Here is a 23,691-nt window from a genome sequence, read left to right on the forward strand (position 1 = left end):
CGACGGAAAGATGAGCATAAAATCACCATTCTGGTTACGCAAACCACTTAAATTTTTCTTAAATTTGACAGAAAGACTAAAGCCTGTTAGCCATTGGATAATAGCGCTTTGTATTTACTGTTGAACGTCGTTTTATCCGACGAACTACGTATAGAATTCATTCCATGACCAGTGAAGCTCCAATCCGCTCTCAGAATCCTGCTGACTACCTAAAACGATACTATGGTTATGATGTGTTCCGGCCTATGCAGGAGGACATCATCCAATCCATTCTGGGTGGGCGGGATACGGTCGTTCTGATGCCAACGGGGGGTGGCAAATCGGTTTGCTTTCAGATTCCGGCATTGATGCTTCCCGGCATTACCATAGTCGTTTCACCGCTGATAGCGCTCATGAAAGATCAGGTGGGTGCACTGCATATGAACGGCATCCCGGCCGCTTATATCAACAGTACTCAACATGGCCGTGAGCAACGGGACATTGAAGAGGATGCACTCAGTGGCAAGCTCAAACTGCTGTACGTTTCACCCGAAAAACTGCTGACCGAATCGTTTCTCCATTTCCTGAAACGCATCAAAATTTCGCTTTTCGCTATTGACGAAGCACACTGTATTTCTTCCTGGGGTCATGATTTCCGGCCTGAATACACACAATTGAATATTCTGAAGGAGCAGTTCCCGGATACACCAACCATTGCCCTGACTGCTACCGCCGATAAACTCACCCGGCAGGATATTTCGCAACGGCTTGGCATGAATGATCCTGCCGTATTTGTGGCCTCATTTAACCGGACGAATCTGAGCTTGCAGGTATTGCCGGGTCAGAACCGTATCCAGCAGATTTTTAAACTTTTACAGCAGAAACCCGACACATCCGGCATTATTTACTGCCTGAGCCGAAAGTCCACGGAATCGCTGGCGGCTAAGTTGCAGGAAAAAGGCTTCAATGCGGCCTTTTATCACGCGGGCATGGACCCCGCCGACCGCTCCCGTACGCAGGAGGCATTCCTCCGCGATGATGTTCGAATTATGTGTGCAACGATTGCCTTTGGTATGGGGATCGATAAATCGAACGTAAGGTGGGTGATTCATTACAACATGCCAAAAAACATTGAGGGCTTTTATCAGGAAATCGGGCGGGCCGGTCGGGATGGAGCCGCAGCCCAAACAGTACTGTTCTATAGCTTCGCCGATGTAGCAACGTATAAGGAAATGCTGGCCGAAAACAGTCCGGCCAATCTGGGTCTTCAACTGGCCAAACTGGAGCGCATGCAGCAATATGCCGATGCGCATACCTGTCGCCGTCAGATACTCCTCTCCTATTTTTCGGAGGAACTGTCTGAGCCCTGCGGCAACTGCGATGTCTGCCGTGATCCACGCGTAACCTTCGATGGTACGATTCTCGCCCAAAAAGCGCTGTCGGCTATCGTTCGCACACACGAACGCGTACCAATGAACCTGCTGATCGATATTCTTCGCGGCTCCCGCAGCCAGCAAGTGTTGCAGGGTGGATATGATCAAATTAAAACCTATGGTGCCGGTCGTGATCTTCGCTTTGAGGACTGGCGTAACTACCTGCACCAGCTTATCAACATTGGCGTTATTGAAGTTGCTTACGATCAGCATTATGCCCTGCGCCGGGGTATTCTGGCCGATCAGGTTCTTTATGGTAACCGCAGGATCGATCTTGTGCGGCCCGATGATGCACCCAAAGCAGTGGTCGAAAAAACAAAGACCAAAACTGAAACCAATCGTGACGAACTCTTCGAGCGATTACGGGCACTTCGCAAACAACTCGCCGACGAGCAGAACGTTCCACCATACGTTATCTTTACGGATACCACTCTGGAAGATATGGCCCGGCAGCGCCCTATTACTCCAGATGCTTTGCGTAATGTCAGCGGGGTTGGTGAGCGGAAGCTGCAATTGTTCGGCAAACGATTCCTCGACGAAATTATCGGTTATGTTCGCGGACGGGTACAGGCCGGTGAAAAGCCGAAAGGTTCAACTCAATTAATGACCCTCGATTTCTACAACAACGGCATGACAATTGAGCAGATCGCTGCCGAACGGAAACTCACAACAGGCTCTATTGCGGGTCACTTAGTACAACTCTCAAAGGCGGGTTACGCTATTGATCTGGAGTCATTAATCAGCCCTGCCGAACGACGCGAAATAGAAAAAGCAATCACAATGGTTGGCCTTGACGAAGGGCGCTTAAAGCCCGTTTTCGATCATTTAGGAGGCCGATACGACTATAGTAAATTGACCATTGTAGTAGGCCTTATGGACAAATAAAATCCTATTTTCTGCCTGACCGCTGGATAATTCTTAGATCAATCATTTGGTATATACCAGACTATCAGTTATATTCGTATAATGTTCTTGGACGGACCCGCTACTTCGGTACGGGTTTTTTCGTCTTATGTCTCACAGCAAATACCGTTATCTTGATTAAAGAAGTAAGTTTTTCACTGCTCATGGCCGCGATAAAACCGAGCGTTGCTACGCCGGTTGTCGCCCCACCCAAATGGGGGGCCGATACGAGCCGATCGCTTCCGTCGTCAAACGGCCTGAACAACCCCGCGTTACTGGTTGTCGACTCCTCCAGACGCGTTTTCCCCATCTATTTTTGCGGAGAAGAAGTTCCGGTTCACGAACCCCGCGTATCACGCCGGTGGCTGCAAACCCTACGCACATACGGCGCTCAGGAAGAATGCCTTTTCGATCTCCGCAGTCGGGCTTCGACCTTTTTTCCGATCATCGATCCGATCCTTCGGAAGTACAAAATTCCGCGTGATTTTCGGTTTATGCCACTTGCCGAAAGTGCGCTGGTCAATGACTGCGTATCGCCTAAAGGCGCATCGGGCTATTGGCAACTAATGCCCGAAACCGCCCGGGAATTGGGGCTTACAGTGAGCAAGAAACTTGACGAACGATATGACCTTGAAAAAGCGACCATAGCTGTTTGTCGGTACCTCCACCAGTTGTATGGTCAATTAGGTTCCTGGACGCTTGTTGCCGCTGCCTATAATGGTGGTATTACGCATATCCAGAACAAAATGGAGCAGCAGGGCCACTCAAATTATTATAAGTTACGGCTACACCGCGAAACGAGCCACTATCTGTTCCGCATTCTGGCTTATAAAGAATTATTGAGTAACCCCCGTCAGTATGCCTTGCTGCTTCGCACGTCCACGATTGAGCAATTGATGAAGCCATTGCCAAGCTGGCACAAACCACTGGCGCTTCCGAAGAAAATTAAAGACGCCCCAACCGTTGAACTCGTCGACGCCGACTACACTGATCCTACCTGGGGACCACGTCCTAATACGGCACTGACAAAAGCCCCTTCCGATACGGAACAATTTATTGCCATGGCAACGTCGGCAAAAAAGCTATCGGATATGCCAAATGCGGATCTGGAAAAGCAAAATTCAGGCTTACCCATCAAAAAATTGATGATGGGTCTGATGGTCCTGCGATTCCGTCGGCCGCGTATCCTGCAATGGAAAAAAGGGGAAGGTGAAGGCATTCGCCCCCTCCACTTCTGGGATTGGCTCTAAGTTATTTTATAATCAATAGTCAGCTTGCCACGCTTATTGGCTAGCTATTAATAAGTAAGTCCAGAGAAGATTCTAAAGCCGAAGGGTACTTTATTCGCTGCGAATAAAGTACCCTTCGGCTTTACTTTGAGGATGTTGGGAAGGCTACGAATCTGACATAAGTTTATGTTTAGAATTCGCAACACATAGCCTGAGTTGGTATAAGCAAATTGTAATCCAATTGTAGCTTCTTATCTATTCTAAATTAGCTTTCAGTCAAGCCAGGTGATCGTTTCATAAAGGTAAAAAGCATTTTCATACCTTTTTCTGGGCTTACATAAGTCAAAAAAATATAGTACTTTTTTTTCCAAGCCAAAGGCATACATCTTGATTAATACCCTTAGTGGACAGAATTTAATCTATATGTATGAACATCTCTACTCACAGTTCGTTTTTTCTCCCCTGCTTGCCAATTCCCGACCAACCCCTGGCATTTAATCGATTAGCCCGTTCCTCGGTTGGCAATTCCCGGTTATGTCAATGGCAGCCTGACGACTTCTACGGGGCGACCTTATTCGCCATTGTACAGTTTGTCAATGACCAAAATAGGGTCTCCATAACCAAACAGAAAATTTCACCCGTTTCAGAGATTAGTATCGTTTGGGGTGCAGGCTACCCCCACGATTTCTTTTCAGCCGCTCAAAAATGGCGCTTCGCGTTAGGATCACCACCCATCAAGTATACTGGATTGACGGGACGGCCTATTTCGTTGGGGGTGAAAAATACCCATACTATAGTGTAACTGTAGACAAAAAGTAAAGTCTGAATAGTATAACCTATAGATGAAAGTACTCACAGTCCTGATGCATTTCTTAGTTTCGTTATCGCTGGCGACAGGATTACTAGCGTTAACTGGTCAATCGTACGCGTTCAATTTGTCGGTACCGACTAGTTCACAAGTTGCTGTCACCGCTTCCACATTTGGCATCTCTTTTGAACCCAATTTGAAACCACTGCTTCCCCCCGTTTATTTCTGTGGAGAGTCAGTGCCACTTCATGAGGAAACGGTTGCCCGAAGGCTGGTATCGGCTTTAGTAGTCAATACAAATCAAAACCAGGCTTTATACCGTATCCGGCAACGAGCTGCTTCGTTTTTTCCTATTATTGAACCGATACTGGCTCGTCATCGCATACCGTCGGATTTTAAGTACCTTCCTTTGGTTGAAAGTGCCTTAACTGGCTTTGCCGTTTCGCCCAAGGGAGCGGTTGGTTACTGGCAGTTTATGCCGGCTACTGCCCGCGAATTAGGCTTATCGATTCGACCTGGCTATGATGAACGCCGAAATCTGGTAAAATCGACCGAAGCGGCCTGCCGGTATCTAAACTACCTGTATAATCGGCTTGGCTCCTGGACCCTGGCCGCTGCCGCCTATAACAATGGTATTGGTGCTTTATTGGGAAATATTCGTCGGCAACAGCAGCGTGATTATTATTATCTGCGACTAAATGCGGAGACGGGAAAATACCTTTATCGGATTCTGGCCTTCAAAGAGTTATTTTCCAATTACCGGTGTTACGAGAGCCTACTTTCCGATCAGATGATAGCCTACCTGAGTCAGCCTCTTTCCCCAGATTCAGATGAGGCCGGTGATGAAGTCTTACTCTCAGAAATTGTAATGGATGAAGCCACGCAATCAGCGGTGAATACGCCTGTTCAGGGATCGCAGATAGTAGCAAACGGTCGTACTGACGATATTCCATTACCTAACGCGGCCGATGTATTTCTGGGTGGGATAAAGGCGCGGTTATCAGAATCGTCAAGTTTGCAACGTGGTCAGGTTTGGGTCTTTCACCTCACCCGCGACGGCATTGCCGGAGGGAAGGATGTGGATGAAGGAGACGTTCTTTATGCTGTTGTGGAAGACATTGACACGAAGACAGGAAAATTATTCCTTCGGGCCGACAGACTGTACTCAGCCAATGAAAAACATACCTATAATCTTGCGCTCGCAGCGGTAGATGCGTCAACAGGGCGCATTGGCATTAAACTGCCCGATATGGATCAGGTCAAATCGGGCTGGATTCTGACCTGGAAGGCCTTATAGGTCTGTGTTTTTTGCTATCTGGAAAACTCTCTGGTGAGTTTTGGGGATCGGCTTGCCGAATATAACCCCAACGTAACCTAATTGCCTGAACTAAACCTTTCATTGGTTTTGTTGTCTACGGGCTGAACCATCAACCAACTATTTTGACTTCTGCCATACGATTCGCTTCTATATTGATTCTCATCGGTTTACTAGGTAAATCCGCTGTGTTTGCTCAGAAAAAAAGTGCAATTCGTCCGGCGATGCCAAAACCACGGCCCACCGTTGGTTTAACCAGGCTTCATTTTTGTGGGGAAACCGTTCCGACCGAACAGGGCGACGTGTCTACAAAACTAGCATTCGCCCTGGCTGGTAGTTCTGGTTACAGCAGTCACGTAAATGGCCTAAAAGCCCGATCGGCTCCCTATTTCGCCGTTATTGAACCCATCCTGAGCAAACACGGTGTACCCAACGATTTTAAATATTTACCACTCATCGAAAGTGCATGGCAGTCTAATGCTGTTTCGTCGGCGGGTGCCGTTGGTTACTGGCAATTCATGGACGATACTGCCCAGGATATGGGACTTTCGATTGCCCCTGGCAATGACGAACGAACAGACCTTCGAAAATCGACCGAAGCAGCCTGCCGTTATCTCCAGTTTCTTTATCGGAAGTTAGGCTCCTGGACACTCGTTGCGGCAGCTTACAACGGTGGCGTCGGTATGGTACAACGTAAAATAACACGCGTTGGCCATCGCGATTATTATGCTATGAGTATGAATGCCGAAACAGGCTATTATCTGTATCGGATTCTGGCCATGAAAGAGCTTTTCACAAATCCTACCTATGGGATGAGTACGACCATGCTCATTGCATCAGGGAATGCTTACGAACGGGAACGGGCTCAGGCCCGACGGATGGGCTGGCTTCAGGATGAAGAGCCGGAGCCCGTTGGTATACCGATTGAGTCGCTGCCTAAGGCCGCTGGCGTTAGCGCCCGAGCTGAGGCTATTGCCATGGATAGTGTTCTGAATGAGTTGCTTAAAAGCAAGTCAGTTTCATCGCCTGTTTTCCTGGGTGATTTGTCCGCGAAATTAATCCGGGCGGGCCAGCTTAAAGTAGGCCAAAGCTGGACATTTTCTTTAACTGAAGATGTTCAGATTGGCGAAGATGCGCTAAAAACAGGCGACGCATTATATGCCGTCGTAGATGAAATCGATGCTCAGGGTAATCTGTTCTTCCGGGCTACCAAACTTATTTCCTCTGAAACCAAAAGCGTGATTCCTCTTACGCTAATCGCCATGAATCCGGCCACCGGTTTCGCCGGAATTCCACGGCCCAAAACAATCAGGCCGGGTTGGGTAGTCCAGTGGAAGTTGTAGCCTAAATGGCTAGGTTATTTGAACACGAAGTTATACGATAGAGACGCAATAGGAGCCGCGAAAATCTGCAGTTTGTAAGCATTGGTTTTTCCATCTTCGGCTTTAAAGAAAATGGAGTAAGCATTTTTGTGGGCGTATAGATTATAAATCGTAAATGCCCAGCGCCCCTCCCAACGCCGGTTACGCATGCCGGGGTTGTAGATATTCCAGGTAAAATCCAGTCGGTGATAGGCTGGCAGTCGTTCGTTATTCCTGACACCATAGTACGGATATTGCGCCCCATCAATTGTTACATAACCCGTTGGTGCAGAATACGGTCGGCCTGTGCTGAAAGCGAATGTAAACCCAAAACTGTTATGGCGATCTACATCGATGGTCATGTTCGCATTGACCGTATGAGGCCGGTCATAATTCGCCCGATACCAATCACCGCCGTTTACATTCTGCTCCACAGTTGGCCCTTCATAAACCTGGTTAAGTGTCCGGGCATAGGTATAATTAAGCCAACCCGTTAACTCTCCTTTTTTCTTCGAAATCATTGTCTCAATCCCGTAAGCGCGGCTTTTCCCCTGCAATAGCTGTGTTTCTGGGTAAGGTTGTAGCAGAAAATCGGCTCCTGGCCGGTAGTCGATAATGTTTTTTGTAGCACGCCAGTAGCCTTCGACGGTCAGTTCATAAATATTTTCTTTAAACGTCAGGAAATAACCCGCCGTCAGCAATTGACTGATTTGTGGCCGAATGTTGGGGTCTGATGTTTTCCAGCGTGATGTCGGTAATGGTGTTGTTGTATTGGTAACAACCTGCAGGTATTGTCGCATTAGATTATAGCCAAACTTCAGGGACGAGTTGGTTCCTAAAGTGTAACGAATACCCAACCGAGGCTCAAAGCCACCATATCCTTTCGCAATCTTCCCCGCACCGTAGCGGGTGGAATCGATTACCGAAAATTCATCGCGGGTTTCATTTACGGCATACTGTCTCACCAGCGATGGACCCAGCGACAGAAAATGCGAGTAACGAAGTCCAGCTGAAATAGCTAGTTTTTCACCTACACTTCGTTCATAATCGGCATTAATGGCCAGTTCGAGTGCATTTTCGGTAGGCGTAGTTACATAATTGACACTTTCGCTCCTGCCAGGCAGCAAGGTTCCCGGTTCTACCCGGTAATGCGTTCCGCTGATGCCTACTTCGATTTTCTGGTTTGTAAGCTGATAGTTCAGATTTGACTTTATCTGCCGTTGCAAAACCGACGACCGCAGTGTAACAATATTCCCATTTAATTCGGGCGATAGAATACGCGGAACATAGTGTACGTAAATGCCCGAGGTCTGCATGTTTAGCCGGGGCGAAATTGCCCTAAACCAGCGGGCCATCAGATTAACCGTTTGATGATCGTATCGGGAAGCCGTTCCATTCACATTGGGTAGATTAGCTAACAAATCTGTCTGAAATAAATCCTTGCTCGCATAACCCGTAAAGGTTAGCGTATTTCGATCATCCATTCGCCAGAAAGCCTTCAGCACTCCATCACCAAATTTAGCTCGAATATTGGCCAGCTTATCGCTCACCAGAGGCAGCAGAAAATCATTGAAGGCTCCGCGCCCCGAAACCAGAATGCCAAACTTACCCTTCACAATAGGAATATCCGCCGTGATCTTATTTGAAACCACACTTATTCCACCCGACAGACTAAATTTATCCAGGTTAGGGTTTCGCAGTGTTACATCAAGCACAGAGGCCGCCCGGCCACCAAAACGAGCGGGTACATTCCCTTTATAGAGATCAACGGTGCTGATGGCATCGGTAGGGAATACAGAAAACAACCCAAACATATGTGTTGGGTTAAAAATCGGCGTATCATCAAGTAGAATCAGATTTTGATCAGTCGTGCCTCCCCGAATATTGACACCGTTAGACGCTTCTCCAACGCTCGATACACCAGGAAGCATCTGTAACCCTCTCAACAAATCGACCTCGCCCAGTGCTGCCGGAAGTTTTTTTAACGCACTAATATTCAACTGATTAACACCTAGCATAGGCTGACGTATGGTTTGATCAAAGCCTTTAGTAGTGACGACTACCTCTTCCAGTTGACTCACAACAGAGGCCATATTCACGTTTACAACAACAGGACCTGATCCGACCCTAAAAACCTTACGGACTGGCGTATAACCGACCAGCCGGGCTACCAAAATGTGTTCACCGGCAGGCAGATTGATAGCGTAATACCCTTCCGTATTGGTATGCGTTCCGGTAAGATTTTTACGATAGTCAATAACAATAGCGGCCCCGGCGAGTGGGCTTCCTGTAGTCGAATCATGGACAACTCCACTCACCTTTACCATAAGTTGAGCGTGTACGGCCAGACTAAGCAATTGACTTACAAGAAGTAACTGTATAAATCGGATCATTGGAACGTAGAAAAAGCATAGAACTTTCATTTAATCATTCCAACCGGGCGGAAGTTGATCGGTTCGGCTTTGGCTAGGAATACACAAGGAAGAAGATGAACTTGTACCAAATGGATTGTTACTGCCTGGCAAATCAGCTTCCGTTCGAGGTACCCGACCATTGATGGCAAAGAACAGGCCTTGAAACATCCCCGAAGCTACATCCTGACGGTTAATCTTATGCCGATTGACGGCCACTGATGCCGCAGAAAAATAACCAACGACATTCTCCGTCGGGTTGGCCAAATTATGTACATTACCCGCAAGGGGAGCCGGTGGTGAATCAGCCAGGGTGCCCGTGTTCTGGGTTTGGTCGGCAAAGAGTTTATAATAGCGATAGGCGTTGGGAGAAAGCGATAATAGCTCAACCACGATCAGCGCCGGGTCGCGCTGATAAATAGGTATGCTGGCAACCTTATGCCCAATTTGTGTTTGCCCGTTCGTATACACATCCGATGAAATATCGATAGTCGTGTTGTAGAAAATATCCCAGCATAAACCCCGACACGGGTAATCGAATAAATTGAATGTGCTCAGTGTCGTATCCCGAACACAACCGATCACATTTAAAGGACCTGCCCCAATGGGACCGATATCTGAGACCACATATCGCCCCTGTTGACAGGTAGCACACCAGGCTTGCTGTTCATAAAGCCTCCAGCGCCATAAATAAAAATTACGCTCATTGACGGGATCCTGAAAATCGACATAAACATCATTGGCAGGGATCGGCAACCCGTTCGCAGTTTTTTTAGGGCCCTCAGGATTAAACTGATCGTAGGTTTTTAAAATAGGTGGTACTGATACCATTGTTTCTACAGACGACTCATACGTTTTGCCTTCGAGCGTCTGGAAACGAAGCTGATAGCTATTACTGAGCTTTCCCCGAAAACCAGCCGGAAAGCTGTACGTGCCGGGTTGGGTCTCTAGTAGTGAAATCGGTGTTGTACCATTCACCACTATAGTAACGGTGGCTCCCTGAATAGGCATACTGACATTGGCACTATCAGCAGAAGACAAAGACCGGCTTAAGCTGATTGTTTGCTGTTCGTCAAGATCCGTTACGATGCCACTCACCACAACTAAATTAGCATTTAGTGCCACATTTGGGTCGTAAGCCTCAATGCAGCTCTGCATGACAGCCAGTAAACCAAAAACAATACCCCAACAAATGAGTAGACGCATTCTGAACAGCTATTAATAACTATAAGACCACATGCTTAGCACCAGCAGGTAGTGGATTGATTCATGATATCGTTCACTTACCTCCTCCACTTATTGTTGGATAGGTACCCGCTACTACGCTCTTTTGGGCAACGACCGGACTGGCAATAACAATCCCCTCCGTTCGAAATGCCCAACGCTGCCTGCCCGTAATGCGATCAATTGCATAAAGATTAAAGTCGTTACTTCCCACATAGACAACTCCATTGGCGACCATAGGAGTAGAATAAATATCAAAATTGGTACTAAATGCCCACCGCAGTTGCCCGGTAGCAGCATTGACGGCATAAAGCTTATGGTCCCGACTGCCAATATAAACGACTCCGTTTGCGACAACCGGGCTTGAATAGATGACTCCACCTGTATTGTAGACCCATCGCTGGCTACCCGTTGCGGCATCTAACGCGTAAAGTTTCTGGTCAGCGCTCCCTATATAGACAACACCATCAGCAACAACCGGGCTGGAATCGACTGCGCTGCCGGTTGTAAATGCCCAGCGTAGTCGTCCAGTGGCGGCATCAAGGGCATAAAGTTTGTGATCCTGACTACCAATATAGACGAGTCCATTGGCAACCACTGGGCTCGATAAAATGAAGTATTGTGCTTTAAATCGCCACTTCAACACGCCTGTATTGACGTCCAGGGCATATACCTGGTTATCCTGCGCGCCAATATATACCATGCCATTAGCCACTGCGGGGCTGGAGTAGAGCCCTAATGGCGCCGTAAATACCCAATGAAGGTTTCCAATTGTGGCGTCAATAGCATATAATTTACCATCCTGACTTCCGACATAAACTACCCCATCGGCAACCACCGGGCTTGAGTAAATCATAGCACCCGTTTTAAATTGCCAGCGCTTCTGGCCGGTTGTGCCATCAATGGCATATAAATTATAATCATTACTCCCAACATAAACCATCCCGTAGGCAACTGTGGGGCTGGATTGGATGGATGTATCAGCCCGAAATACCCAGCGTTGTGCACCCGTTGTGGTGTCGAGTGCATAGAGGTTATTATCAAAGCTGGCTACGTAGAGTAAAGGGGCTATTATCGATACGGATGGTGGTTTAGTAACGGTAGCCGATGTTGGTATGGTGACAACTGGCGTTACACTCGATCTGGATGTCTCTTCACATCCTGTTAGCCCACTCAAGAGCAGTACTCCCAAAACACTACCTCCTATAAAACGAAGCAAGGATAAAAAAGGTAGCATATGATTGATAGACGATTGAGTAAACTATTCATAGATGGGCAATTTATGACAAAATCATGAAATAATTTATCAAAACCTCGCGTCAATGTATAGCGGCTGGCGACTTCCATTGATTTAAGTTTAGCCAGAATGCTTTTTCATAATGACCTGCTCTTCAATCTTTTGTCAATCCTTTCTTATACGTATCAATTGCCCGTTGCCGCGCCATAGCATGCTCAACGATAGGTTGTGGATAATTCAGACTATTCAATTCAGGAATCCAGTGGCGAATGTATTCACCTTTGGGGTCAAATTTCTGAGCCTGTAGTGTTGGATTGAAAACCCGGAAATACGGAGCGGCATCTGTTCCAGAACCAGCCGCCCACTGCCAGCCACCATTATTGGCCGAAAGATCATAATCCCGCAGTTTTTTACCGAAATACGCTTCGCCCCACCGCCAGTCAATGAGGAGGTGCTTGCACAGAAAACTAGCCGTAATCATCCGGACGCGGTTGTGCATCCAGCCAATAGTGTTCAACTGGCGCATACCAGCATCTACCAGTGGATAACCCGTTTCGCCCCGACACCAGGCCTCAAATTCGTTTTCCTTATTGCGCCATCTGATGTGATCATAGTCGCGCCGGAACGAGTGTTTCTCAACGTGTGGAAAATGGTCGAGAACCTGAAAGTAAAAGTCCCGCCAGCAGAGCTCATTCAGAAAAGTCCTGTCGTCGGCTTTCTTTGCCTGCCTCGCCAGCTCACGAATGCTGATTGTGCCAAATCGCAGGTGAATGCTCAATTGGCTCGTACTGTGCGGCAAAGCCGGGAAGTCGCGTGTTTCGTCATACTTGCTTAGTAGCTTATCGGCAACCGTCCGTGCCGGAAAAGGCTCCCCTACTGGTCGAAAATTCATTTCATCTAACGTTGGTACGCTCAATGCGCCAGTTTTGTAGAATTGCCTGAAGTACTGCTTCGTCGGGTATGATTTCAAATAAAATGCATTTAGCTTCCCGTGCCAGTTTCGGCTGTAAGGCGTAAATACAGTGTAAGGCGATTTACTGCCGCTCAGTACCTCATCGCGCTCAAAAATCGCCTGATCTTTACTGGTATGAAAGCCAATTCCTCGTTCGGCCAATAGCTCGCCGACTGCTTTGTCGCGGTCTTTTGCATAAACCTCATAGTCGTGATTCGTAAACACATCGCCAATGTTGTATTGCTCCGCAAGTTCTTTCCAGACATCAATCGGTTTGCCATAACGGACAATAAGCGCAGTGCCCATTTGAGCCAGCTCATCGCGCAGACGGTTGATCTCCTGAACGATAAACTCAACACGACGATCGTGCCGATCTTCCAGGTCATCGAGAATAATACGGTCGAAAATAAATAGGGGAAGAACAGGACGGCCACTTCTGAGCGCATGGTATAAAGCCGCATTATCGTGCAAACGTAAATCGCGTCTGAGCCAGACCAGCGATAGGGTTTCAGACATAGAACGAGTGGTTAATTGAGGGCTAACTGCTCGTTTATCCGAATTGTTCGGGCATAAAAAAGCCCTTCGTCCAACGATTGACGAAAGGCCTTTTTGTAATCGATAAACTATTCAGGCTGGAACCGAAGCCGAACCGTATGTAGTTCGCTGGCATCGCTGCCATAACCAGCCAGTTTTTTGCCTGTCAGTTGCCGAAGCAGTGCATTATTGATTTGCTCATTCTTGCTAAATACTTCTAACTGGCACAATTCACTATCGGAATTGACACGAAATTGAATCACAACGACGCCCGCCCGCTGGGTCGGTCTAAGCGCATCGGGATAGGATATATACTTTGCTAACTGTTGCTCCAGATTAGCTCTAGGGGCTTTAGTTTTGCGAATTTTTGTCGGCGTAGCGTAGGCTTGCGTCGCCAGGAAGCCTACCAGCGTAAGAAGAAAAAGTGACTTTTTCATGACTTCATGTTTGTTAAAAATAGTACAATGCCCACTCGCCCGAATCCCTCTCGCGAGTCGTAAGGACTAATGTTATCGTAATATTACTTAAATATTACGCAAATGTTAACTGAATCGAAAAACTTAATATTGGAAAGCTCTCCAGCCCATATTGCCAGAAAACAAAATTTTACATAACATACTAATTATCAGAACTATACAAACAAAAAAGGCCACTTTATAGCGACCTCTCCTAATTTCCAACATTATGTCAATGTTAACAAACCATTATTTTACAAGACTATTCAGTTCAATTTCTGAGGGATGATTCCTGTCATAATACAGGCGCATGGTGGCTTTTTGAAAGTCAGCAGTATCGGCTTTTGCAATATTCATAAACTTTTGCGGGTTGCGGTCAACAATCGGGAACCACGAATGCTGCACCTGTACCATCAGCCGGTGGCCCTTTTTGAACGTGTGCATAACATCGGGTAACTGGATAGTAACTGTTGCTATTTCGCCCGGTTTAAATGGTTCTGGCGTTGTGAAGCTGTTTCTGAATTTCCCGCGCAATACGTCAGCCCGTACCAAACGCTGGTAATTACCTTTCGGATCGGGACTCGCCGATGAATCAGGTAACACATCAATGACTTTAACGATAAAATCGGCATCCGTGCCTGTTGTCGATACAAATAGTTTGGCATTGATCGGGCCTGCCACCGTCAGGTCTTCGGTCAGTGGTTCGCCCTCAAAGACGACAACATCAGGCCGATCGGCAACAAATCGCTGGTCTTCAATGACATACTGATTGTTTCGCCGGGTCTGTACACCGCTTGTATAAGGCACAGGTATGGCCGGATCACTGATATACTCCTTAAATAAATCATTCCCGGTTGATTTATCGGTTGTTAGTTTCCGATTCGGTGCCAGATAAAAATGCCGTGACTGAACGGTTTTAGGTGGCCAGGTATCGAACGATTTCCATTCGTTTGTACCCGTATCGAAGACCATTGCTTCAGCGGCATTGAAGTCTCCTTTATTTTTTAGGTGAAACGCAAAAAATTTCGATTCCAGATTATCACGGTAGTATTTAGCCGTATTCTGGCCGAACGAAAGTGGTCCAAACTGGCTCCAGTCGTCGCGCGCCCATGCCCCGTGTGTCCAGGGCCCCATAACGAGCGTATTCCGATTTCCGCTGGACTGTTTTTCAATCGCTTCATAGGTCCGTAAAGCGCCAAACAGGTCTTCGGCGTCAAACCAGCCGCCAACCACCAGCGTAGCGGGCTTAACATTCTTTAAGTGTGGCCGAATATTGCGCGTTTGCCAGTAATCATCATAGGTGTCATGTTCCAGATACTCGTTCCAGATCTTGGCGCGATTATTAAAATAATTTGGTCCATTGGCATTCCTGATCGGGCCTAGATCGAGAAAAAACTGGTACGCATCCGTTGGCTTCCACGTAAATAAGGATTCATAGTCCTCCACCGGCCCTTTGCGCGGGGCATCGAAGTAGTTCATGAACGAGAAGTTATCGAGCAGAAAAAACGCACCATTATGACGGGCATCATCACCAATAAATTCGTCGGTAACGGGAGCCTGTGGCGAAACCGCTTTCAGGGCCGGATGGGCATTTGGCAGGGCTGCCGATGCATAGAAACCGGGATAAGAAATGCCAGTAAGGCCAACACGACCGTTGTTATTCGGAATATTTTTGAGTAACCACTCAATGGTGTCATACGTATCGGTGCTTTCATCCGTCGCCAAAACGGGCGGGCTGCTTTTTTTGGCACCTCCGGCTGACGATGGCTGTTTGGCATTTACCCCCTTCTGACCCGATGTGGTTATGGCGGGCGTCATCTCTTCGAAATTGCCCTCGCTCATATAGCGTCCCCGAACATCCTGATTAACAAAAATGTACTTTTCCTGCGACAGGTCTTTGTTCGGGCCAGGGCCAGCCGAAGGGTATTTACTTTCTCCATAGGGACCAGCCGAATAAGGCGTCCGTTCCATCAGAATTGGGTAGCGATTGGCCAGACTGGCATCGTTCGGTACGTATATGACGGTATAAAGTCTGGTGCCGTCGCGCATTGAGATTTTCCGGTCAAGCTTCGTATAGTTCTGCCGGACGAACAACGAATCAGATGTGGTCGATTGAGCATAGCTAAGTGAAAAACCACCTAGCAGTATGATGATGAGTAGTTGTATACGAATCATGAATTAGTTTTCTTTTGGTTTAGCAGCAAAGAATACGAATTAGGTGCAAAGGACTCTAAGAAACAACTTTGTGTTTCCCTACGCGCGGTTCTTTGCCAGATAAAACACGCAAACCAATTACTCCTTGGCCTTTGGCATGGAGCCGTGCCACGGTTTGATTTATTCTGATAGGTAACCGTGGCACGGCTCCATGCCAAAGGCCTAACTCCATAAAACATCGGAAGGCCAAACTCAGTTGTGAGTTTGGCCTTCCCGAAGCATTCTGAATACAGATTTATTAAAGCCTTGCCGACCGTAGTCGAAGACTGTTACTAACGACAGACACGGAACTAAGGGCCATTGCTGCCCCGGCAATCATTGGGTTGAGCAGAAAACCGAACGCCGGATAGAGCACTCCTGCTGCAATAGGAATACCAATCAGGTTATAGATAAATGCCCAGAATAGATTCTGCCGGATGGTGAGAACGGTTTTTCGCGACAGTTGTAGCGCCTTCGGAACACTACTCAGGTCGGAGGTAATGAGTGTCATTTTGGCTACATCCATCGCTATATCGGAGCCTTTGCCCATTGCAATGCTTACATCGGCCTGCGCCAGTGCCTGCGAGTCATTGATGCCGTCGCCAACCATCGCTACGACCTTGCCCTGCGCCTGTAATTCCTGAATGAATAACGATTTATCTGCCGGCAATACACCAGCCCGATAGTGGCTTATACCAACCTGGCTGGCTACAGCCGCTGCGGTTTGCGCATTGTCGCCGGTGAGCATATAAACCGCAATACCCCGACGCTGTAAGGTCTCAACCGCCTGTCGGGATGTCGCTTTGACGGGATCGGCAATGGCAATTATGGCCAGAACCTGTTTCTGGTTTGCAAAAAATACGACTGTCTTCGCCGTTGTATAGAATGAATTGGCTCGTTGCTCAACCAATTCGTCCAGTGAAATGCCCTGGTTTTCAATCAACTGCCGATTTCCAATTACATACGTATTTTCCAGATAATCAGCCTTTACGCCATGCCCTGTTATGCTATCAAAACGGCTCACCGTAACGCCCGAAACACCAGTCCGTTTCAAATAGTCAGTCACGGCTTCAGCCAGTGGATGTTCCGACTGTGCTTCCAGTGCATATAAAACGGGTGCCAATTGGACCTGCTCATCGGCTGGTATTAACCAATGCAAATCCGTTACGGTTGGTTTGCCTTCGGTCAGAGTGCCCGTTTTGTCCAGAACCACAGCGTTGACGCGGTAACCCAATTCCAGGCTCTCCGCATCTTTAATCAGAATGTTATTCTCCGCACCTTTTCCTACGCCAACCATGATTGCCGTCGGTGTAGCAAGCCCCAACGCGCAGGGACAGGCGATAATAAGCACCGTTACAGAAGTCAGGAGGGCCGTTGTTAGTGAATTATCACCCCCGGCTACCATCCAGACCACAAATGTCAGGATGGCAATGACCAGTACAACCGGCACAAAAATACCCGCGATTTTATCCACTAATCGCTGGACGGGGGCTTTACTTCCCTGGGCTTCCTGCACCGTGCGAATTATCCGGGCCAGCACGGTATCGGAACCGACTTTATCGGCACGAAACCGAAAACTGCCCTTTTGGTTGATCGTTCCGGCAAACACAGTGGCTCCAGCGGTTTTCTCAACCGGCACCGGCTCTCCGCTAATCATGCTTTCGTCGACGAACGACGCCCCTGTTTGCACCTCTCCATCCACCGGAATACGTTCGCCGGGGCGAACCAGCAGCAAGTTTCCAGCCTGTACCTGAGTAATAGGTATGTCGCGCTCTACTTCACCGTCAACGAGTCGTACCGTGTCGGGTTGAAGCCCCATCAGTTTTTTTATGGCCGACGATGTAGTCGATTTAGCCCGCTCCTCCAGCAATTTACCCAACGAAATAAAGGCGATAATGACCGCAGCCGCTTCAAAATAAACGTGCGGGTGTTGGCCACGATTCATCCAGAATTGGGGATTTACCGTTGAAAAGGCACTAAATAAAAAGGCAATACCCGTGCTGAGGGCAACGAGCGTATCCATATTGGCTTTCCCATGACGGGCCTGCTTCCAGGCGTTCACAAAATAAGATCGACCTAGTCCAAACACCACTGGAGCAGCCAGCACCATCATCGTGTAGTTTCCGAACGATACCGAAACCATACTGCTTTCCATGAAAAACATGCCGATCAGCACAATAGGCACCGATAAGACTATGGACCAGATCGTCCGTTTTTTCAGCGCTTCATAATGCCGTTGCTGGGCTTCCTGCTGTACCCGTTGTGGATCTTCGGTGTCAATAACTAGATCATAACCGATCGAACGCAGCGCCGTTTGTAAACCTTCGGGGCTAACAATGGCTGGATTAAACTGCACCAGGGCGCTCTGATTAGCGTAGTTAACACTCACATCGCTTACACCCGGTGTATGTTTCAGCATCGACTCCACGCTCACAGCACAGGCTGCGCAGGTCATCTCCAGCACCGGAAACGTTTTCTTTATGTCCGAAGCCGACGGTTTTGCCTTCGGTTCGTTAAGAAGTGTGTTCATTCGTTTTTGTGGTTCGATCTTCAGTTTATGTCTATAAACTGAAGATCCTAAACCCGTTTAATTCAGTGGTTCGGCCTTGTAGCCCGCTTTTTCAATGGCCTGCTTAATCTGGGTCGCAGAAGCCGATGTGGTGTCGGCCGTCAATACCTTGTTTGGGTCCTGAATGTCGACTTGCCAATGGCCTTCGCCAACCGCTTCGTTCAGATAAGGGGTGACTGTGGCAATGCAGCCACCGCATTTGATATTGGTTTTGAACCGGACACTGTTTTGTTTTATCGTTTCCATAAGCGTATTTTTTTATGCTTACTGATGTCAGACTTATCGATGATCAGCTTCATTACCTGATTGATTTTCTGATCAGATTGGCGTTACAAAGGTCGTATCGACCAGATCAATTTATGTTATAGAATTCCTTCTGAGCTTTATAAAATAACCTAAAACAGGCTGAATGAGTTGCGTTGCTTATCACGACACCACCAAAATACAATTATCTAATAAACAGCCCATTAATTAATTTTTGGCATTTGTTTACGCATACTTCGGGGAGTAAGCTAGTTTGGTATGAGCTTTGTTGGCAGGACAACTACGAGCTAGCACAAAAGCCCTCAGCTCTGCGGCATATGAGAACCATTTAATTAATAACTAAAACAAAATAATCGATCAGTCCGTTTTGCATAACGTGACTTTCCCAAAAGTCAGTACCGTAACTCAGCAAAATAGTCATGAAAAGTCTACCAATGGCACCTACCGACAACCCGGTTCTGCTCCGGGCCGCACTGAATTTATCTGGCAACGGTGTTATGTTATTTGACTGTCTGCGTACAGCAACGGGGGCTATTCATGATTTTCGACTCATACTGGCGAATCGCCCCGCCGAAGAAATTATTGGAAAGAGCGAAGAGGAAAGCCTTGGTCAGTCAATGACTGATCTGTTTCCTGAAAAGACCGAAATCAATCAGAACGCCGAACGGGTCATTGACACAGGAGATCCATATAAAACGGAACTCAGCTGCCAACCCAGTAACCACTCTTCGGGAAGTTGGTATTCGGTGCTCCTTCAGAAACACGGCGATGGTTTAGCGGTTTCGTTTTCTGATATTACCAGCTTAAAACAGGAGGCTAATCTGATAGAAAGCGTTCTGAACGGGTCCATAAACGGCATGATCGCTTATGAAGCCATCCGTGATGAAACCGGACAGATACAGGACCTCCGTATTCGGCTGGCTAACGATGCAGCAGCCCGCATAACCGGGGTTCCAGTCGAACAAATGGTCAATGATACAATGGCGAATCAGTATCCGACCGTATATGCATCAGGACTCTTTGATCGTTACCGCAAAACAATAGAAACGGGGGAAGCGCAGCGTTTTGAGAGCCTATATACGTTCGACGGTTTAAATGCCTGGTTCGACCTGTCAGTCAGTAAACTTGGCGATGGCATGCTGTTAACGTTTATGGATATTTCAGCGTCAAAACGTTATGAGCAGGAACTACAGAAGCTTATCAATAACCTGAAACAGTCGAATGAAAACCTGGAGCGGTTTGCCTACATAACCAGTCATGATCTACAGGAGCCGCTGCGAAAGATCCTGTCATTTGGCGATATGCTTCGCAATCAGCCATCGGGCGCTCTTGATGAATACAACCTCAACCTGATTACCCGGATGCAGTCGGCTGCCACACGCATGAATACACTCATTCATGACCTGCTGACCTTTTCAAGGCTCTCTTCCGAAAAACGTACGCTCCAACAGGTTAACCTTCAGGACGTTCTGGATGATGTTTTGATTGACCTCGAAACCTCTATTCGCGATAAGCAAGCCCTCATTGATATAACGACTTTACCAGCTGTGCAGGGCGACGCGCTTCAGCTTCGTCAGTTGTTTCAAAATCTACTGAGCAATTCGATAAAGTTCGTTCCACCGGGAACTGTACCGCGTATTCGTGTAGACTGTGAGCAATTGACAGGCCGTGAAATTGTTCCGTTGCCAAACCAGAAAGTAGCCGAAATAGATCTGGATCAGCCTTTTTTTGCCGTAAGTATTGTCGATAATGGGATTGGCTTCGATGAGAAATATCTAGACCGGATTTTCACGGTTTTCCAACGGCTCCATACCCGCCGGGAATACCAGGGCACTGGCATTGGTTTAACTATTGTACAGAAAGTTATTGAAAACCATACTGGCTATATTGGCGCACACAGCCAGCCGGGCAATGGCGCAACGTTTACGGTTTACCTGCCCGACCAGCGCAGCCTGGAAGACCAGATCCATCTATGAATTAAGCTCTTCCTACGTTTAGCGCTTGAATTTAAATAGGTAGTAGGCAGAGTAGGCAGCAAACATTCGATTGCCAACTGCCTACTGAAAACTGCTCCCCTGGTTAATACCGCTCGTTGCCTTCCTCCTCTTCTTCGGCGAGCTCGTCAATCTCATTATCCAGCTCCTCGTCCGAAATATCCTCCAGTAAATCCTCGGGAATATCGTCCATATCTTCATCGTTCGATACTTCATCAGTGGCATGACGCGCTGTAAGCGTATCGGTATAGAGCAACGTATCAGAAGCTTCCTCGTCGCCGGGATTCAGAATATCGGGATCGTTGTTAACGCCCAGACCGGCATAAACGACAGCGTCCTCTTCGTCGTTATTTTCGGGGATGTTGGTATTTTGGGGCGACATGCCCTCTAGTGGGCCACCCGAATTCTGGTCGACGCGTTGTTGATCGGAGTTGTTGGTATTTTCCATAGTGATTTAAATCAAGAGTCGGTAGAATGGGGTCGCTGGCGATAAGCCGTGCCACGGTTGTTATTAGCGAACCCATTCTAAACGTTAGTAACGACTGAGACCAGAAAGAGTTTTCACTACTTCCACACAACTACTTTTTGTACCATTGCCGGATGATTGTCAGCCGAAAGCCGCAACAAGTAGGTGCCGTCGGGCAAACTGCCCAGATCGATCACCGTTTCGACATCGACCCGAACGTCCTGAACAGGTAACATGGTTTGCCCCGACATCGACACCAGATCGAGACGGCCGGCAAAAACTGGCCGAACTGTCAGGAAGCGATCCGTTGGATTTGGGAAGGCCCAGGGGCCGGTTGGCTCCTCGGGTAAGCCAGTGACGACTATTTTCTGAGAGGTGTTTTTCAGATACCGCAACCCACCGGCTATGCTCCCCAGCATCAGGTCTGGCAACTGATCGCCGTCAAGATCCGCCATTGCGGCAATTAACCCCGTTCCCGGCAAACCTAAAGCAGGCAATGAATCGAGCACGATCAACGATTGATCCGGCTTATCGGGAAATTGGTAAATTCGCACCTTCCCGTTGTTCGATGCCGTAATTAGTTCGTCTTTCTTATCACCATTTATATCAGCAACGACCAATGACCGGGCACGGTCGTAGTACGAATTATCATTGGTGAATCCACCGAACGTCTGATTTTGCAATTGTAAAACCGGATTGGTAGCCGTTCCGGTATTGCGATAATACTGAACTGTTCCATCGCTTTTGCCAATCAACAGATCAGGCTTACCATCATGATCCACATCGGTCAGGGTAGGAAATTCACCGGGAATCATCTGTCCGCCCGGATTCGGCCAGAGAATCGCGCCAGTAGGCGTATACTGCGCGGGAGCGCCTTTGGACGCACTATTCAAAAATACCCGAATTTCGGACCCTTTACCCGTTCCGACCAGCACCAGATCAATGCTACCATTGGCATCTACATCGGCAAATGACGGAATTACATCACTCAATCCGAGTCCTTGCGTTAGCCCAAGGTAATCAGTCGTGATGAGCACAAAGGCCGGATTCTGAGTCGTTCCTTTATTCTCAAAATGCCATAAACCAGCGCGGTAGCTCGTTCCACTGCGGACACCACTATACCCGACCAGCAAATCTGCATCACCATCGCCATCGAGGTCAGCCAGAGCCGGAGCTGCCTTCTCGCCCAGATCAAGCATGTCACTTTGTAGAAAATCTTTCTGGATCAGTTTGAAATCCGGCTTTTGATTCGTGCCAGCGTTATGGTAAAGCCAACCCGACGCCCGAAAATCATACACATTGTTTTCGTTGAAGTCAGAATAGGTCGAAGCCAGCAAGTCTTTAATACCATCTCCGTCAACATCTTCCCAATACGTTGCCGCATAGGCTGGAAACGTAATTGGGTTTTGGGCCGGAAAGAGACTATCGAACGAGGTAAAATTCGCGTTTTCGTTATTTGATCCGGCATTGTGTAAAACAGCGATATTATCGCAGGAAACGAACCCGAACAGCATGTCTTTTTTGCCATCGCCGTTGGCATCCAGTATCGTGAGTGTATTGCCGGAGTGCAAGGGTCGGGCTCCGCTCGGTTTGGCAACGCCCACCACCGGATTGGCTTTGCCCATACCTACCGTACCGTCGCACGAGATGCCGAACGTAAAATCATTACAAAATTCTTTAATAAAATGCCCCCACACCTGGCAATCAGCCCGTTTAAAATCCAGTCCATCTTTTTTGCCTGTTCGCTCTACGCTCATGTTCTGTTGATACGTAATCAGGTTTCCCGATGAGTCGAAGGTCAGAATGTCGACATCGCCATCATCGTCGAAGTCGGTAATAGCTGGCGAATCCGTTGGCGATACATAAAGATTCTGTTTGCCGCCAAAGCCTACGGTTGTGAGCGAACTAACGGCCAATCCAAAGGCTACACGCCCGGTCTGCGAATCATTGTGATAAACATTTATATTGCCCGATGGGCCGGGAGAGAATAAATCTTTTCGCCCATCGGCGTCGTAGTCAATGAGCGCCATCCAGCCATTAATGGTTGGAAATGCAGGCTCGTAGGCGGGTGCATATTGCCACGCAATCCCGCTCCCGGTTGGGTTATCAATGGCAACGAACGTACTGACTTTACCGGTTGCCCTGTCGTACACGACGAGATCATCACGCGTGTCGTCGTTCAGGCGCATGGTTGCATATTGCGTTGCGTTCAGGCCACCCGCCCACGGATTAAGCAACGCACGACCATTCATGCTGACCGTAGGGCGCTGGTCGTACTGAAAGCTAAACGCCGGTGTTGCCGACTGGGCATAGTCGAATAGCGGAATAACGAAAAAACAAAGCGTAAACAGCTTTTTCATCTAA

16 protein-coding genes are annotated in these 23,691 nt (G+C 47.9%); 6 read left to right on the plus strand and 10 right to left on the minus strand.

Features of this window, described 5'->3' with window-relative positions; all coding sequences use genetic code 11:
- Nucleotides 1-164 precede the first annotated feature (164 nt).
- From recQ to GJR95_RS13960, 5 genes are all read left to right on the plus strand, one after another.
- Nucleotides 165-2,297 carry a DNA helicase RecQ gene (gene recQ / locus GJR95_RS13940; protein WP_162386444.1) on the plus strand — a complete coding sequence of 711 codons (2,133 nt, stop codon included), beginning with the start codon at nt 165-167 and terminating at the stop codon, nt 2,295-2,297.
- Nucleotides 2,298-2,479: 182 nt separating this feature from the next.
- Nucleotides 2,480-3,565 carry a lytic transglycosylase domain-containing protein gene (locus tag GJR95_RS13945; protein WP_162386445.1) on the plus strand — a complete coding sequence of 362 codons (1,086 nt, stop codon included), beginning with the start codon at nt 2,480-2,482 and terminating at the stop codon, nt 3,563-3,565.
- Between the two features lie 406 nt (nt 3,566-3,971).
- Nucleotides 3,972-4,346 (plus strand): hypothetical protein, encoded by a 375-nt coding sequence (locus tag GJR95_RS13950; RefSeq protein ID WP_162386446.1) that lies wholly within the window; start codon nt 3,972-3,974, stop codon nt 4,344-4,346.
- A 40-nt stretch (nt 4,347-4,386) separates the two neighbouring features.
- Nucleotides 4,387-5,649, plus strand: a complete 1,263-nt coding sequence (locus tag GJR95_RS13955; protein WP_394369992.1) for a lytic transglycosylase domain-containing protein — start codon at nt 4,387-4,389, stop codon at nt 5,647-5,649.
- 143 nt (nt 5,650-5,792) lie between these two features.
- Complete coding sequence (locus GJR95_RS13960) at nt 5,793-7,010, plus strand: lytic transglycosylase domain-containing protein (protein ID WP_232541186.1); 1,218 nt, start codon at nt 5,793-5,795, stop codon at nt 7,008-7,010.
- 14 nt (nt 7,011-7,024) lie between these two features.
- Here GJR95_RS13960 and GJR95_RS13965 read toward each other — a convergent pair whose 3' ends face one another.
- From GJR95_RS13965 to GJR95_RS14000, 8 genes are all read right to left on the minus strand, one after another.
- The gene (locus GJR95_RS13965) at nt 7,025-9,421 is read right to left on the minus strand and encodes a TonB-dependent receptor (protein ID WP_162386447.1); all 2,397 of its coding nucleotides are present in this window, start codon (nt 9,419-9,421) and stop codon (nt 7,025-7,027) included.
- Nucleotides 9,422-9,451: 30 nt separating this feature from the next.
- Complete coding sequence (locus GJR95_RS13970; RefSeq protein ID WP_162386448.1) at nt 9,452-10,645, minus strand: DUF4249 domain-containing protein; 1,194 nt, start codon at nt 10,643-10,645, stop codon at nt 9,452-9,454.
- A 73-nt stretch (nt 10,646-10,718) separates the two neighbouring features.
- Entirely contained in the window at nt 10,719-11,900 is a 1,182-nt protein-coding gene (locus GJR95_RS13975) for a beta-alanine-activating enzyme beta-propeller domain-containing protein (protein WP_162386449.1), read from the minus strand.
- Between the two features lie 154 nt (nt 11,901-12,054).
- On the minus strand, nt 12,055-13,368 hold the full coding sequence (locus tag GJR95_RS13980; protein ID WP_162386450.1) for a cryptochrome/photolyase family protein: 1,314 nt from the start codon (nt 13,366-13,368) through the stop codon (nt 12,055-12,057).
- 107 nt (nt 13,369-13,475) lie between these two features.
- A complete protein-coding gene (locus tag GJR95_RS13985) occupies nt 13,476-13,823 on the minus strand; it encodes a hypothetical protein (protein ID WP_162386451.1) in 348 nt (115 codons plus the stop codon).
- 267 nt (nt 13,824-14,090) lie between these two features.
- Entirely contained in the window at nt 14,091-16,016 is a 1,926-nt protein-coding gene (locus GJR95_RS13990; RefSeq protein WP_162386452.1) for a CocE/NonD family hydrolase, read from the minus strand.
- A 277-nt stretch (nt 16,017-16,293) separates the two neighbouring features.
- Nucleotides 16,294-18,564 (minus strand): heavy metal translocating P-type ATPase, encoded by a 2,271-nt coding sequence (locus tag GJR95_RS13995; RefSeq protein WP_162386453.1) that lies wholly within the window; start codon nt 18,562-18,564, stop codon nt 16,294-16,296.
- Between the two features lie 57 nt (nt 18,565-18,621).
- Nucleotides 18,622-18,849: a heavy-metal-associated domain-containing protein gene (locus GJR95_RS14000; RefSeq protein ID WP_162386454.1), complete on the minus strand. Its 228-nt coding sequence runs from the start codon at nt 18,847-18,849 to the stop codon at nt 18,622-18,624.
- Nucleotides 18,850-19,286: 437 nt separating this feature from the next.
- Between GJR95_RS14000 and GJR95_RS14005 the strand changes: the two genes are divergently transcribed.
- Nucleotides 19,287-20,843, plus strand: a complete 1,557-nt coding sequence (locus GJR95_RS14005) for an ATP-binding protein (protein WP_162386455.1) — start codon at nt 19,287-19,289, stop codon at nt 20,841-20,843.
- 103 nt (nt 20,844-20,946) lie between these two features.
- On the opposite strand, the gene GJR95_RS14010 is transcribed toward GJR95_RS14005, so the two are convergent.
- A complete protein-coding gene (locus GJR95_RS14010) occupies nt 20,947-21,309 on the minus strand; it encodes a hypothetical protein (protein ID WP_162386456.1) in 363 nt (120 codons plus the stop codon).
- Nucleotides 21,310-21,425: 116 nt separating this feature from the next.
- Nucleotides 21,426-23,687, minus strand: a complete 2,262-nt coding sequence (locus GJR95_RS14015) for an FG-GAP-like repeat-containing protein (protein WP_162386457.1) — start codon at nt 23,685-23,687, stop codon at nt 21,426-21,428.
- Nucleotides 23,688-23,691 lie beyond the last annotated feature (4 nt).

The organism is Spirosoma endbachense (genome assembly GCF_010233585.1).
GTDB classification, from domain to species: domain Bacteria; phylum Bacteroidota; class Bacteroidia; order Cytophagales; family Spirosomataceae; genus Spirosoma; species Spirosoma endbachense.